This is a genomic window from Sphingobium sp. HWE2-09, assembly GCF_035989265.1.
Taxonomy (GTDB): domain Bacteria; phylum Pseudomonadota; class Alphaproteobacteria; order Sphingomonadales; family Sphingomonadaceae; genus Sphingobium.
Map to the genome: position 1 here is coordinate 114,808 of NZ_JAYKZX010000003.1, position 13,103 is coordinate 127,910.

At 64.4% G+C, this 13,103-nt stretch carries 15 protein-coding genes, 1 other RNA gene and 1 pseudogene; 13 read left to right on the plus strand and 4 right to left on the minus strand.

The genetic code is table 11. The annotated features are described in order from the left end of the window. Positions 1 to 11: 11 nt before the first annotated feature. The 4 genes and pseudogenes from U5A89_RS06105 to U5A89_RS06120 all read right to left on the minus strand — a co-directional run bounded on the left by U5A89_RS06105 (position 12) and on the right by U5A89_RS06120 (position 2,618). Positions 12 to 554: an NUDIX hydrolase gene (locus U5A89_RS06105; protein ID WP_338160314.1), complete on the minus strand. Its 543-nt coding sequence runs from the start codon at positions 552 to 554 to the stop codon at positions 12 to 14. Next, positions 551 to 1,228 carry a TPM domain-containing protein gene (locus U5A89_RS06110; RefSeq protein ID WP_338160315.1) on the minus strand — a complete coding sequence of 226 codons (678 nt, stop codon included), beginning with the start codon at positions 1,226 to 1,228 and terminating at the stop codon, positions 551 to 553. Before U5A89_RS06110 ends, U5A89_RS06105 begins: the two co-directional genes overlap by 4 nt. After that, positions 1,228 to 1,990 (minus strand): annotated as a pseudogene (locus U5A89_RS06115) (TPM domain-containing protein). Before U5A89_RS06115 ends, U5A89_RS06110 begins: the two are co-directional and overlap by 1 nt. 25 nt (positions 1,991 to 2,015) lie before the next feature. After that, complete coding sequence (locus U5A89_RS06120; protein WP_338160316.1) at positions 2,016 to 2,618, minus strand: LemA family protein; 603 nt, start codon at positions 2,616 to 2,618, stop codon at positions 2,016 to 2,018. Between the two features lie 120 nt (positions 2,619 to 2,738). On the opposite strand from U5A89_RS06120, the gene mscL reads away from it, so the two are divergent. The 13 genes from mscL to U5A89_RS06185 all read left to right on the plus strand — a co-directional run bounded on the left by mscL (position 2,739) and on the right by U5A89_RS06185 (position 13,090). Continuing rightward, complete coding sequence (gene mscL / locus U5A89_RS06125) at positions 2,739 to 3,176, plus strand: large conductance mechanosensitive channel protein MscL (protein ID WP_338160317.1); 438 nt, start codon at positions 2,739 to 2,741, stop codon at positions 3,174 to 3,176. Positions 3,177 to 3,320: 144 nt separating this feature from the next. After that, on the plus strand, positions 3,321 to 3,587 hold the full coding sequence (locus U5A89_RS06130) for a hypothetical protein (protein ID WP_338160318.1): 267 nt from the start codon (positions 3,321 to 3,323) through the stop codon (positions 3,585 to 3,587). A 151-nt stretch (positions 3,588 to 3,738) separates the two neighbouring features. Further along, the gene (locus tag U5A89_RS06135; RefSeq protein WP_338160319.1) at positions 3,739 to 6,099 is read left to right on the plus strand and encodes a chemotaxis protein CheA; all 2,361 of its coding nucleotides are present in this window, start codon (positions 3,739 to 3,741) and stop codon (positions 6,097 to 6,099) included. A gap of 10 nt (positions 6,100 to 6,109) precedes the next feature. Beyond that, complete coding sequence (locus tag U5A89_RS06140; protein WP_338160320.1) at positions 6,110 to 6,547, plus strand: chemotaxis protein CheW; 438 nt, start codon at positions 6,110 to 6,112, stop codon at positions 6,545 to 6,547. Between the two features lie 82 nt (positions 6,548 to 6,629). Continuing rightward, positions 6,630 to 6,995 carry a response regulator gene (locus U5A89_RS06145; protein WP_338160321.1) on the plus strand — a complete coding sequence of 122 codons (366 nt, stop codon included), beginning with the start codon at positions 6,630 to 6,632 and terminating at the stop codon, positions 6,993 to 6,995. A gap of 71 nt (positions 6,996 to 7,066) precedes the next feature. Beyond that, positions 7,067 to 8,146 carry a chemotaxis protein CheB gene (locus U5A89_RS06150; RefSeq protein ID WP_338160322.1) on the plus strand — a complete coding sequence of 360 codons (1,080 nt, stop codon included), beginning with the start codon at positions 7,067 to 7,069 and terminating at the stop codon, positions 8,144 to 8,146. Then, positions 8,146 to 9,024 carry a CheR family methyltransferase gene (locus tag U5A89_RS06155; RefSeq protein WP_338160323.1) on the plus strand — a complete coding sequence of 293 codons (879 nt, stop codon included), beginning with the start codon at positions 8,146 to 8,148 and terminating at the stop codon, positions 9,022 to 9,024. The genes U5A89_RS06150 and U5A89_RS06155 overlap by 1 nt, the downstream gene beginning before the upstream one ends. A gap of 128 nt (positions 9,025 to 9,152) precedes the next feature. Next, positions 9,153 to 9,851, plus strand: a complete 699-nt coding sequence (locus U5A89_RS06160; RefSeq protein ID WP_338160324.1) for an N-acetylmuramoyl-L-alanine amidase — start codon at positions 9,153 to 9,155, stop codon at positions 9,849 to 9,851. 41 nt (positions 9,852 to 9,892) lie between these two features. Continuing rightward, positions 9,893 to 10,291: RNase P RNA component class A (gene rnpB, locus U5A89_RS06165), an RNA gene on the plus strand. 61 nt (positions 10,292 to 10,352) lie between these two features. Then, the gene (locus U5A89_RS06170; protein ID WP_338160325.1) at positions 10,353 to 10,901 is read left to right on the plus strand and encodes a J domain-containing protein; all 549 of its coding nucleotides are present in this window, start codon (positions 10,353 to 10,355) and stop codon (positions 10,899 to 10,901) included. After that, positions 10,898 to 11,212: an NADH-quinone oxidoreductase subunit NuoE family protein gene (locus tag U5A89_RS06175; RefSeq protein ID WP_445190630.1), complete on the plus strand. Its 315-nt coding sequence runs from the start codon at positions 10,898 to 10,900 to the stop codon at positions 11,210 to 11,212. The genes U5A89_RS06170 and U5A89_RS06175 overlap by 4 nt, the downstream gene beginning before the upstream one ends. 34 nt (positions 11,213 to 11,246) lie before the next feature. Continuing rightward, positions 11,247 to 11,558 (plus strand): hypothetical protein, encoded by a 312-nt coding sequence (locus U5A89_RS06180; protein WP_338160326.1) that lies wholly within the window; start codon positions 11,247 to 11,249, stop codon positions 11,556 to 11,558. Beyond that, the gene (locus U5A89_RS06185) at positions 11,558 to 13,090 is read left to right on the plus strand and encodes a methyl-accepting chemotaxis protein (RefSeq protein ID WP_338160327.1); all 1,533 of its coding nucleotides are present in this window, start codon (positions 11,558 to 11,560) and stop codon (positions 13,088 to 13,090) included. The genes U5A89_RS06180 and U5A89_RS06185 overlap by 1 nt, the downstream gene beginning before the upstream one ends. Positions 13,091 to 13,103 lie beyond the last annotated feature (13 nt).

Sequence of the window (13,103 nt, forward strand, 5' to 3'; positions counted from 1 at the left end):
CTTGGCAAGGCTTAGGCGATCATGCCTGCGCCCAATAACAGCAGCAGCTTCACGTCCATCGCATAGCCCTGCTCTCGCCATGCGGCGATCTGATCGGGCAAGCTATCAAGCGCAATGCGATGGACCTGGATATCCTCACCATCCACCCCGCCGCCTGCGCCGGTTTTCTGTAAGTCGTGCGCGCGGAACAGCGTGAAACTTTCCGACACCATGCCCGGCGAGCTGTAGAATTGGCCCAGCGATTCGAGGCGGTCGGGGCGGAACCCGGTTTCTTCTTCCAACTCGCGCGCCGCTGCGATGCTGGCATCCTCGCCCTCCTGTTCGTCGCCGACCAAGCCTGCGGGCAGTTCGATGCAGCGTCGGCCCAGCGGAACGCGATATTGATCGACCAGCAAGACATGCCGCCCATCCGGCCCTTCATCGATCGCCAGTATGACGGCGGCGTGGATACCGCGCGCCCGGCCGACATATTCCCATTTGCCGCGCTTCTTCGCGGTGATGAAGCGGCCCGTCCACATCACTTCTTCCGGCGCAGTCCGGTCGGGGTCGGTCATAATTCGATCAGCCTGTCGGGCAGTTCGTTGATGTCGTCGGCATCGCGCGGAAAATGCGGGGCCAGCACCAGGCCGACTTGGCGGACCGCCGCCGCCATGCCTTCGCCTGCACGGCCCGCGCGGATCGCATCGATCAGCTTCGCCATGGCGTCGCCCCAGGCTTCGGGCGCAACCTTTTCGTTGATCGCGCGGTCGGCAACGATCTCGGCCCGATGCTCGTCGAGCGACAGATAGATGAGCACGCCGGTGCGCCCGGTGGTGCGGGCTTCGGCGGCGGTGCGAAACAGCAGGATGGCGCGCCGCCGCACGCGCCGCGCCTTGGTCGCGCGCGGGGTCACCAGCATGCGCAGCGGCATGATCGCCAGCAGATAGCGCACGAGGAGAAATTTCAGGATGAGAAGGCCCAGCAGCCCCGTCAGCAATTTCCAGTCCGCCAGTTCATGCTCCCAATCGAGCAGGAGCATCGACAGGAAAGCGCGCAGCGGCGCGGGGAAGGCGGCCATCAGCGCCAGCGCGATAAACACAACCGCCGCCGCCCAACTCAGCCCCACGTCATGATAGCTGTCGGACCGGCGCGCGACGATCGTGACGATTTCGCCCGATGTGTGCGATTCGGCTTCCGTCACGGCGGCGGAAACCAGCGCATGGTCGGCCTGTGTCAGATGAAGTTGCATCACCAATCCCCCGAAGCGCCGCCGCCGCCGAAGCTGCCGCCGCCCGAAAAGCCGCCGCCGCTATCGCCGCCGCCCCCCCAGCCGGAACCGCCGCCCGAACCCCAGCCCGATCCCGCGCCCGGTCCCCAGATAATGATCGGCGCGCCGCCGCCGCGGCTATAGCGCTTGCCGCCTCGTGCGCGCGACAGCAGGGGCAAGGCCACGAAGAAGACGATGAACAGGATGATCCAGAAGCCGATCATCGCGCCGCCGCCATCATCCTGCTTGCGCGCGGCGGCCTCCGCCGCTGCGGCCTGGGCTTTCGCCTGATCGGGGGAGGGCGAGCAGGCTGGCGATCTGGTCGACGCCTGCATTGATGCCGCCCGGCATGTCACCGGCCTTGAAGCGCGGGGATATGGCGGTGCGGATGATCTGGGACGACAGGGCGTCCGTCAGCACGCCTTCCAGGCCATAGCCAACCTCGATCCGGATTTTGCGCTCGGCCGGCGCGATGATCAGCAATGCGCCGTCATTATCCTTGTCGCCGATCCCCCATGCGCGGCCCAGGCGATAGCCATAGTCGGCGATGTCATAACCCTGCAGGTCGGGAATGGTCGCCACGAACAGGGCACGGCCGCTCGCTTTCTTCTGCGCGATCAGCTTCTGGCTGAGCGCCTGCTCCTGCGCCGGATCAAGCAGATTCGCCGCATCGACCACACCTGTGTCGTTGAAAGCGGGAAAGCTCTGCGCCCATGCCGCCGGTGCGCACACCAGCAGGAGCATCACGAATAGGCGGCGGAAGGCCAACTCAGTTGCCGAAGTCGACCTTCGGCGCCTCCTCCGCACCCGGCGTGGTCGCCTGGAACGGGGTCATGGGCTTAGCGCCATGGATCAATTTCGCGCCGATCGCGTCGGGGAAGGTGCGGATGCGGGTATTATAGGCCTGCACCGCGCCATTATAGTCGCGGATGGCGACGGCAATGCGGTTTTCCGTCCCTTCCAGTTGCGACTGGAGTTGCAGGAAATTGTCGTTGGTCTTGAGGTCGGGATAGGCCTCGACCGACGCGAGCAGGCGGCCCAGCCCCTGGCTCAATTGCGCCTGGGCGGCCTGGAACTGCGCGACCTTGGCCGGGTCGGACAGATCCTCGGCATTGACCTGCACCGACGTCGCCTTGGCGCGGGCCTCGGTGACCTTGACCAGCGTATCCTGCTCCTGCTTGCCCGCCGCCTTCACGGTGGCGACCAGGTTGCCGACCAGATTGGAGCGGCGCTGATATTGGGCCTGGACATCAGCCCATTTGGCTTTCGCCTCTTCCTCGGCAGTCGGTACGCTGTTGATGCCGCAGGCGGACAGGGCGAGTGCGCCGAACAGGGGCAGCAGGTAGGTGGAGAAGCGGCGCAGGAGCGTCATGGAACATCCTCGGCTTTTTGTTTCGCTCGTGGAAATAGGGCGTTGTCCTGACCGGCGCAACGGGCCATCCTATATTATCGCAGACCCGACATGATGATCGATCAGACAAGGAGGTGCCTCATGGGGCTGGTTTCGGAATTCAAGACATTCATCAACCGCGGCAATGTGATGGACCTGGCGGTCGGTGTCATCATCGGCGGCGCGTTCGCCACCATAACCAAATCGCTGACCGACGACCTGATCATGCCGGTTGTCGGCTATATTTTCGGCGGTGCGGACTTTTCGGGCTATTTCCTGCGGCTCGGCGATCTGCCCGCAGGGTTCAAGGGCAACCCGCAAAGCTATGCCGACCTGAAAGCCGCAGGCGTCGCCATGTTCGGTTGGGGGCAGTTCCTGACGGTGCTGGTGAATTTCGTCATTCTGGCCTTCATCATCTTCCTGCTGGTCAAGGCGATGAACAGGCTGACCGCCAAGCCGGAACCGGCCCCTGCCGCGCCTGCGCCCACGCCCGAAGACATTGTGTTGCTGCGCGAAATTCGCGATTCTTTGAAAAAATAAATCGTTTTTGCGACGAAACGAGCCTGCGATGGGAACCATCAAGGGCGCGACCGGTTGATCGGCGTCAGGGTTTCGGATGCTAAATACCGCCGCAACCCGTGCCGATTGACGTCAGCCCCTGGGGGCATAACAGGAGAAAACGCCGTGAAAACTTTCGTCACAGTCCTTGGTCTTGCCAGCCTTGTTGCGCTCGCCGCTTGCGATTCCGCCAAGGAGAACAAGGTCGAGAACGCTTACGAGAATCAGGCGGACGCACTCGACAACCAGGCCGACAATATGGAAGCGATGGCTGACAACCTGTCGGGCAACGCCGAAAACGCGGCTGAAAATGCTGCCGACACGCTGGAAAACAAGGCCGACGCCACCCGCGAAGCGGGCGAAAAGGCGAAGGACGCCGTCGAAAAGAACTAATCAGCCGAGATTCGTCTAGCTGAATCGAAAAGGGCGTCGCGCTTATCCGCGGCGCCCTTTTTATTGGTGTTTACGCAGTTCGTCGCGCCTTTAACGCGGCTTTAACCACGCCTCCCCATGGTGCCGATGCGCGCATCCGTGAGGCCTTGGAATGGACGAACTACTACAGGAATTCATTTCCGAGACTCAGGAAACGCTGGAGGCTCTGGCCGGAGAGGTCGTGGCCTGGGAAACCGATCCGTCGGACCGCGATCGGCTCGATGCGATCTTCCGCTTTTTCCATACCGTCAAGGGCAGCTGCGGCTTCCTCAACCTGCCGCGCTTCGAACGGTTGAGCCACGCGGCCGAAGATGTGCTGTCGGACATACGCGCGGGCAACCGTGGTGCCGATCCCGCCACTGTCAGCGCGGTGTTGGGGATCCTGGACCGGATCGGCGAACTGACCGAAGCGGTCGCGATCGGCGCGGCGCTGCCCAGCGAGAATGACGATTTCCTGATCAGCGCGCTGAGCGCGCAGCCCGAGGCGACGGTCGAAGCGGTCGCCGCCCCCGTCGCCGTCGCGCGCCACGGCGGCTCGCAATCGGTGCCGCGCACGATTCGTTTGCCGCTCAGCCTGATCGACCAGCTGATGAACGGCGTGTCCGACATGGTGCTGGCGCGCAACGAACTGTCGCGCAAGCTGCGAGAACGCTCCGCCGATCCCGAACTCGACAATGTGTTCGAACGGCTGTCGACCTGCGTCGCCGACATGCGCGACGTCATATCCAAAACGCGGATGCAGCGCGTCGATCGCCTGTTCGCCGCCATCCCGCGCATGGTGCGCGATCTTGGCCGGGATCTGGGCAAGCGCATCGACCTCCTGCTGGAGGGCGGCGATGTCGAGATGGATCGCGAGATGGTGGAGATGGTCGTCGATCCGCTCACCCATATCGTGCGCAACAGCATCGACCATGGCATCGAGACGCCCGACCAGCGCCGCGCCGCGGGCAAGCCCGAATCGGGCCGCCTGCGGTTGGAGGCGCGCCAGTCGGGCAACCAGATCGTCATCGCCATTTCCGACGATGGTGCGGGGATCGATACGGAGCGGCTGGTCGCCAAGGCGGTCGCTGCCGGTCGGCTTACGCCTGAAACCGCCGCCCGCCTATCCGAAGAAGACAGGCTCGACCTGATCTTCCAGCCCGGCCTTTCGACCGCGACGCAGGTGACGGCCGTGTCCGGTCGCGGCGTCGGCATGGATGTGGTGCGCGCCAATGTGGAGCGGATCGGCGGCGTCATCGCGCTCAACAATCAGCCGGGACAGGGGCTGTGCATCACCCTGCGCGTGCCGCTCACTCTCACCATCATCCCTGGCCTGATCATTCGCGCAGGCGGCCAGCATTTTGCCATTCCGCGCGCGGCGGTGGTCGAAATCCTGCACGACAATAATGAAACGCTGCACATCAGCGAAGTGGGCGGCGCAAAGATCGCGACGATCCGCGCCATCCGTCATTCGATGGTCGATCTGGAAGATGTGCTGGGCATGGAAAAGCCGGTGCAGCAAGGGCCGCGCGCGGTCATGGTCGTGCGCTCCGCCACTGGCGTGCCCTTCGCCATGGGCGTGTCGGCTGTGGACAATCATGAGGAACTGGTGATCCGTCCGGCATCGCCACTGGTGATGGCGACGGGCGTCTATGCCGGGATGACCTTGCCGGACAATGGCAAGCCCATGCTGCTGCTCGATGCCGCCGGTCTCGCCAATGCGGCGCGTCTGCCCAATATCATCGACGATCGCGCCGCGCGGCAGCAGGAAGAGCAAGCGGACGCGCAATCGGGCATCGAGATGGTCGCGGCGCTACGCTTCGAAGAATTGTCCGGCGAGCGGCGCCTACTCAAATTGTCGCTGATCGAACGGGTCGAAGATATCGACGCCAGCCTGTTCGGCCAGTCGGGCGGTCGCGCCTTCGTGCGGCTCGACGGACGGCTGGTGCCGGTGGTCAACGGCCTGTCGCGGTTCGCGCAGGACAAGGTGTCGGCGCTGCGCCTGCGCGACGATCGACGCGACGCCTGCTATCCGGTCGCCGCCGTGCTCGACATCGTCCAGATGCCCGCCGTGCCAGACATGGTGGCGATGCATGGCATGTTGAGCGGCGTGGCCGTGATCGACGGCGAACATCTGGAAGTCGTCAATCCCTTCGCTTTGTTCGCGGCCTTGCCCGAAGAGGCCTTGGTCGAGCGCACCCGTGGCCGGTGTCTGCTGGCCGACAGCGGTGACGGGTGGACACGGGAAATATTGGCGCCGTTGCTGCGTCAGGCCGGCCATGACGTGGTCCTGGGACTGCCGAACGATTGCGCCGTCGAGGCCGACGACGTGGTTCTGTGCACCGAAGCCGATGCGGCGCAGGCGGCGGAGATCATGGGGTGCCGCGTCGTCCATCTGCGCGCGTCACCGCGACCGACCGGGCCGCAGGATGGCAGCATCTACCGGTATGATCAGGACGCGCTGATGGCGGCGATCGCCGGTCGGCGGGCGTAAGGAAATGGCCATGGACAAGCTTTATCTTCTGGCGACATTGGCAGGCACGCGGATCGCGGTCGAAACCGGCGAGGTCGAAGCGGTCGTGCGCCTGACCGACATATCGCCCGTGCCGGGCATGGGCGCGCATATTGCGGGCCTGTCCGCGCTGCGCAGCCGGGTGCTCACCATCATCGACGTCGCCGCGTTGATCCGCGGGAAAGCGACGCCCGCCGACCAGCGCAACCTGGCCATCATCGCCAATATCAGCGGCCATAGCTACGGCCTGATGGTGGACGGCGTGTCGGACATCTGCCGCGTGCCCCAGGGGGAGTTGCCGTTGCGGGGGCAACTGGACCCGTCCTGGGCGCCCTATGTCCGGGCGCTGGTGGAGCATGACGACCACCCCTGGCTGCTGGTGTCGCTCGCCGCCTTCATCGAAGGCGGGACATTGGCGCAGGCCGCATAAGAATATCGTGCCGTTTACCAAATACTTGGTTTTGCAGGTTAAGCCCGCTGGAACGGGACGTATAAAATCTAAGGGACGCTTCATGAAAAACTGTCTGGTCGTCGACGATTCGAAGGTCATCCGCAAGGTGGCCCGCCATATATTGGAATCGCTGGACCTGACGGTCAGCGAAGCGGTGGACGGCCAGGACGCGCTGACCAAGTGCGAAGCGTCCGCGCCCGACGTCGTCTTGCTCGACTGGAACATGCCGATCATGAGCGGGATGGAATTTCTGCAGGCCTTGTCCACGGCCAAGATGACGGCGCGGCCCAAGATCATTTTCTGCACCACGGAAAATGGCATCAGCCACATCAAGGCGGCCGTAGAGGCGGGCGCCGACGAATATGTGATGAAGCCGTTCGACCGGGAGACATTGGAAAGCAAGCTGGCGATCGTCGGGGTCATCTAGCCATCGGCTTGTCCGATGCCTCAGAAATACCGCCGATTTCCGTTTGATCCTTCCGCGCCGAAAGTCCTGTGATGAACGCGATGATGCCGATGACGACCAGTCCCGTTAGCGAAAGAGAGAAAGTTCGCACGCTGGTCGTTGACGATTCGGTCGTCGTGCGGACGGTCATCGAACGCATCCTCAACGGCAATCCGCGCTATAAAGTAGTCCACAAGACCAGCAGCGCCGAACAGGCGCTTGGCTATCTGGCCGACCATGCGGTCGATCTCGTCCTGCTTGACATCGAACTGCCGGGACAGAGCGGGCTGGCGGCGCTGCCGCAAATCCTGCGGACGAATCCTGCGGTCAAGGTGGCGATCCTGTCCGGCAAGTGCGAGGAAGGCAGTGCTGCGGCGATCGAAGCATTGGCGCTGGGCGCCAGCGATATCCTCTCAAAGCCGGGAAGCGGCAGCTTTGGCGAGCAATTCCCCCAGGCGTTGATCGATCGGTTGAACCGGCTGTTCGGCGATCGTCCTGCCGTGCCGCCGATGTCGCCTGTCGCGCCGCCATCGGTAGAGGCCGCCGCCGCGCCGCTCGCCTGTATCGGCATCGGCGCATCGACCGGCGGCATCCACGCCTTGGGCCAATTGTTCCAGGGCTTGTCTGCACCCCTGGGCGTGCCATTGCTGTTGACGCAGCATCTGCCCGCCAGCTTCACCGTCTATTTCGCGCAGCAATTGTCGCGCATGACCAGCCTGCGCGTGAAGGTCGCGGAAACCGGCGATCTTCTGGCGCCCGACATCATCTATGTCGCCCCCGGCGACGCGAATATCCAGGTACGTCGCGGCTTGCATGGGCGTGTCACCATCATGCTCAATCCCGAGCGCACGGCGGCGGGCAATCTGCCCGGCGTCGATCCCATGTTCGCGAGCATGGCGGAAGCCTATGGCGCGGGCGCGGCGGGCATCGTCCTGACCGGCATGGGCCGCGATGGGACGTTGGGTGCACGCGCGATCGTGGCGGCTGGCGGCTGGATCGTCGCCCAGGACGAAGCGAGCAGCGTCGTATGGGGTATGCCGGGATCTGTGGCGGGTGCGGGCCTGACCTGCGCCATCATGGAGCCTGTGGCGATGATGAATTTCGTCGCGCGTCGCGGCAAGGTCGCCGCCTGATGCCGCTACCGCCCGCATCGGCCACGGCGTTCCAGGGCGCTGCCCGGATATTGTCCGCGCTGCTGGAGGCCCGAACGGGGCAGATATTGTCCGAAGGCCGCGCCTGGCGCATGGAAACCGCGTTGCGGCCGGTGCTGCGCGCCCATGGCCTGCAGGATATGGATGAGCTGGCCGCGCGCCTGGTCAGCAAGCGCGACCGCAAGCTGGACGAAGATGTCGTCAATGCGCTGCTCAACAATGAAAGCAGCTTCTTTCGCGACCTGCAGATATTCGACATGATCCATCGCCAGATCCTGCCGCATATCCATGCGACCAAGCGGGACCGGACGCTGCGTATCTGGAGCGCGGGCTGTTCGACCGGGCAGGAGGCCTATTCGCTCGCCATCCGGCTGCGCAATGACGCCGCGCGCTGGCAGGGATGGCGGATCGAGATATTGGCGACCGATATTTCCACCGCCGCGATCGAACAGGCGAAATCAGGCATCTTTTCGCAAATGGACGTGCAGCGCGGCCTTGCTATCGGCGATCTCCTCAAATGGTTCGAACCCCATGGCGATGATTGGCGCGCCAGCCCAGATCTGCGCCGGATGATCGATTTCCGGCACGACAATCTGTTCGATGCCCGCGCCCCGTCCGGCGCCTATGACCTGCTGCTCTGCCGCAACATCCTGCTCTATTTCACCCCAGAACGACGCGGGGAGGTGCTGCGCCTGCTCGCCCGCCACAGCCACGCAGGATCGGTGCTGCTGCTCGGCGCGGGCGAAACGGTGATCGGGCAGGCGGACGATTTCCTGTCGCACCCCGACTTTCGCGGCGGCTATGTGCGGGCGGCCCTGTCGCCTGACGGCATGGATCAAACCAGGCGGCGCGCGGGCTGATCCGGCTTGGTCGCATTAACCCTGCTTGATTGCACGTCCAGCATCGGTCATTGTCAGGCCCAGCGCGTCACAGAGGCGGGCCGGAAGGGTGCGATGATCGATCTGCTGCAAGCGACTGGCCGTTTCCCATGACCGACATGCCTATGATCGATACTCCGTCACCCAATTTCGACGATCGCAGCCTGCCTGTCACCATGCTGGTGCTGCACTATACCGGGATGCCCGACGCGGCGAGCGCCATCAACTGGCTTGCCAACCCGGAATCGAAAGTGTCGGCCCATTATGTCGTGACCGAAGATGGGCAGATCATCCGCATGGTCGATGAGGCAAAGCGCGCCTGGCACGCGGGCCGATCGCACTGGCGCGGGGTCAGCGATATCAATTCGGCCAGTATCGGCATAGAAATCGTCAATCCCGGTCATGAATGGGGCTATCGCCCCTTTCCCGATACGCAGATGGGATCGCTGATCCCGCTGGTGCATGATATCGTCCAGCGGCACCGGATCACGCGCGGCAATATCGTCGGCCACAGCGATATCGCCCCGGCGCGCAAGCAGGATCCGGGCGAACTATTTCCCTGGCATCAACTTGCCCGCCTCCGCCTGGCCCTCCCGCGTCCGACCAAGAATCTGATGGACCCGCACTGGACCGACAGCGGCTTCATGCTGGCGCTGGAGCGCTTCGGCTATGACATCGCCGATCCGCAGGCGGCCGTCGTCGCCTTTCAGCGCCGCTTCCGCCCCGAAGTGATCGACGGGGTGATTTGCGGCGAATGTCGCGCGATCCTGCTGGCGCTGTTGCTGCCCAAGCCCCGTGGCGATGAATAAGGGCGTGACGATTTAGGATTAGGGCGCTAGGGACCGTTCCGCCAGAGGGCCGGGCGGCCGCGGCGTGGCGGGTAACTTCCACGGCGAGGAAAGTCCGGGCTCCACGAAATGACGGTGCCGGTTAACGACCGGCTGGAGCGATCCAAGGGACAGTGCAACAGAAAGCAGGTCGCTACAGCTTCGGCTAAGCGAAATTGAAAGGGTGCGGTAAGAGCGCACCGCGTCTGCGGCAACGCAAGGCGGCACGGTAAACCCCACCGGGAGCAAGACCGAATAGGGGCGGCGCGCAGCAGGTCGCAAGATTTGACTGCTAGGTCTGTTTCGACCGAGATCGCCCGGGTTGGTTGCTTGAGGAACGGAGCAATCCGTTCCCTAGAGGAATGGTCGCCTATCCCCGGAAACGGGGTGGACAGAACCCGGCTTACAGGCTCTCTGGCATTTTCCTGTTCAAAATCGGCGGGCGGGGTGGCTTTCCGTCCCCACCTTCCCTAATTCGGGGACATGGCCAAAAACAGCCGATCCAATGACTGGGGCTTTCCCCGCTGGCGTGCCTATGGCGCGGCGCGTGAGGCACAGCGCGTGCGCATGTGCGACCGCTTCGGTTGTGACAAGCCGGGCGATTGCCCCGCGCCCAAATCGCCCAACAGCCCGGAACGCTGGTATTTCTGCCCCGATCATGCGGGCGAATATAACCGCAACTGGGACTATTTTCAGGGTCTGGACGATGAAGAGCGGGCGGCCCGCGAAAAGGCGGAACGCCGCGACGCGGGCGGTTACCAGTCCAGCGCCTATCATGGCTGGGGCGGGCCGGGCGACGGCAGCCGGTCGCGCGACGAACTCCACGCTCTCAAGGCGCTGGAATTGGAGGACGACGCGGATTTCGATGCGGTCAAGAAAAGCTGGCGTCGCCTCGCCAAGGAATATCATCCCGACGTGAAGCCCGGCGACAGCGACGCGGCGGTGCGGTTCCAGGCGATCCAGGCCGCCTATGAAGTGCTGCGCGCGGCGGAAGAGCGGCGCACCTGGAAGCCGCGCGGAGCAAGCGATTGAAGGATCATGTCAGCTCCAACTGGTCCAATGTGGTGCTGGTCTGCCGCAAATGTTCCAAGAAGCTGGACGGCGGCTTTGGCCCTGATGGCAAGGCGCGCCTTGCCAAGGCGTTGCGCAAGCATCTGTCGCTGAAGACCGGGCGCAAGGCGGCGGCCGGTATCCTGGAGGTCAATTGCCTGGGCATATGTCCCAAGGGCGCGGTGACGGTGGTCGATGGCGCCGCCAGCCGCGACTGGCTGTTGGTGCGTCCGGGCGCGGACCTGGACGATCTGACCGAAGCGCTGAACTTGCACAGCCGCGCGCATCCTTAATTATATTCTTACCAATCCATCCTAATCGGATGGAATGAAATTTTCCGCGTCCTTTCAACGGGGTCTGCCCCTGATTTGCCAATGTGCGCTGATCCTGATCGGTCTGCTCGGCCTCTATGCCGCGCCGCCGACGCAGGGGCGGATGCTGTTGCTGCCCTTGACCATGGAGGCGCGGGGCGACCTGGCACAGGTCGCGATCGCGCATGGTGCGCGGCTGATCGCCCATGGTCCATGGGCGGGATCGATGCTGGTCGAAGGCAGGCGCGATCAACTGGTTCCCGCGCTTATGCGCGAAGGCGTGATCGCGCTGTCGGCGCAAATGGGCGGTTGCGGGGAGCAGGCCTGATGAGCGCGGTGACCAGTCTGGACCGGCTGCGGCTACAAGGCCTGCGCATCCTCCTGTTCGTCAACTGGCTGTGGACCGCGTCCCTGGGCCTGGGCGGGCTGATGCTGGGCGCGGAGCATACCGGACGGGCGTTCATCTTTTCGGCGCTGGTCAACATTCTGCCGACATTGGGGGTGATGCGGCAGGAACGAAATCTGGAATCCCGCCTCGCCATGGGCACGCTGGCAGCGGTGCAACCGGCGATCGGGCTGTACCTGCTGTCGGGGCATGGCTGGCAGATGGATGGCCATATGTTCTTTTTCGTGGCGCTGGCGGGGCTGGCGCTGCTGTATGACTGGCGGCCCATCATGCTGGCGGCCGCCCTTACCGCCCTGCATCATCTGGTGCTCAGCTTCGTCCTGCCGACCTGGGTCTTCCCCGATAACGCCAATGTCGGGCGCGTGGCGATCCACGGCGTTGCGGTCCTGCTACAGGCGGCGGTGCTCTGTTATCTGACCGTCCGGCTGCGGACCATGTTGCTCGCGCTCGACGGGCATGTGGCACAGGCGGGGCAATTGGCGCAGCAGGCCGAACAGGGCCGGGACGTCGCGGAAGCCGCCATGGCGACCAGCCGGGACATGGACGCCCGCGCCGCGCATTTGCGCGCGCAGCAGGAGTTGGAAAAGGCGCGCATGGCGGCGGACCGGCGGCAGGCCACCTTGATGCTGGTGGGCGACTTCCGCCATTCCGTGTCGGAAATCGTCGGCGCGGTCGGTGCCGCAGCGCAGGAACTGGATGAATTGGCCCGGCAGCTCAATCATCTGGCCCAACGCGCCAGCGCCGGGACGGAGGAAACGGTGGCGATCGCGGAGCAATCATCCGCCAACGCGACCATGCTGGCGCGGCGCATCGATCAATTGTCGGAATCGATCGCGGCGATCGCATCGGCATCCCACCAGCAGGCCTTGTTGGGCAGCGAAGCGCAACGCGTCTCCACCACCGGTCATCAGGCCGTGCATGAACTGGAAGGGCGCACCACGTCCATTACCAGCTTCGCCGACAGCATCACCGACATTGCGGCGCGGACCAACCTGCTGGCGCTCAACGCCACGATCGAGGCGGCGCGCGCCGGGGATGTCGGCCGTGGCTTTGCCGTCGTGGCGGGCGAGGTGAAACAGCTGGCGAACCAGGCGGCCAATGCGACCGGCGAAATCCACGCGCTGGCCTGGTCCGCGCGGCAGGGCGCGGGCGTGGCGCAGGAGGCGCTGTCCGAAGTGGCGGGCGCGGTCGCGCAACTGGCCGATGCCGCCGACGCGATCCAGCGCGCGGTCGTGGATCAGCGTGATGCCACCAGCGCGATCGGCGACTCAGCGCGCGATACCGCACAGGATGCGGCGATGATGACCCGGCAGATGGAGGATGTCGCCGATGTGGCGCGCGATACGGAAAGCCTGTCGAGCCGGGTATCCAGCGCCGCATCCAGCCTATCGCAAACGGCCAAGGCGTTGCAGCGGGCGGCGGATCAGTTCGTGACGCAGTTGGAAGCGGCCTGATCGTCCGCGCGCT

Bases quoted from the DNA above. Each gene is read 5' to 3' on its own strand.
- U5A89_RS06185 (WP_338160327.1), top strand. From the start codon at position 11,558: ATGAGCGCGGTGACCAGTCTGGACCGGCTGCGGCTACAAGGCCTGCGC.
- mscL (WP_338160317.1), top strand. From the start codon at position 2,739: ATGGGGCTGGTTTCGGAATTCAAGACATTCATCAACCGCGGCAATGTG.
- U5A89_RS06145 (WP_338160321.1), top strand. From the start codon at position 6,630: ATGAAAAACTGTCTGGTCGTCGACGATTCGAAGGTCATCCGCAAGGTG.
- U5A89_RS06140 (WP_338160320.1), top strand. From the start codon at position 6,110: ATGGACAAGCTTTATCTTCTGGCGACATTGGCAGGCACGCGGATCGCG.
- U5A89_RS06180 (WP_338160326.1), top strand. From the start codon at position 11,247: ATGAAATTTTCCGCGTCCTTTCAACGGGGTCTGCCCCTGATTTGCCAA.
- U5A89_RS06135 (WP_338160319.1), top strand. From the start codon at position 3,739: ATGGACGAACTACTACAGGAATTCATTTCCGAGACTCAGGAAACGCTG.
- U5A89_RS06155 (WP_338160323.1), top strand. From the start codon at position 8,146: ATGCCGCTACCGCCCGCATCGGCCACGGCGTTCCAGGGCGCTGCCCGG.
- U5A89_RS06160 (WP_338160324.1), top strand. From the start codon at position 9,153: ATGACCGACATGCCTATGATCGATACTCCGTCACCCAATTTCGACGAT.
- U5A89_RS06105 (WP_338160314.1), bottom strand. From the start codon at position 554: ATGACCGACCCCGACCGGACTGCGCCGGAAGAAGTGATGTGGACGGGC.
- U5A89_RS06120 (WP_338160316.1), bottom strand. From the start codon at position 2,618: ATGACGCTCCTGCGCCGCTTCTCCACCTACCTGCTGCCCCTGTTCGGC.
- U5A89_RS06150 (WP_338160322.1), top strand. From the start codon at position 7,067: ATGAACGCGATGATGCCGATGACGACCAGTCCCGTTAGCGAAAGAGAG.
- U5A89_RS06170 (WP_338160325.1), top strand. From the start codon at position 10,353: ATGGCCAAAAACAGCCGATCCAATGACTGGGGCTTTCCCCGCTGGCGT.
- U5A89_RS06110 (WP_338160315.1), bottom strand. From the start codon at position 1,228: ATGCAACTTCATCTGACACAGGCCGACCATGCGCTGGTTTCCGCCGCC.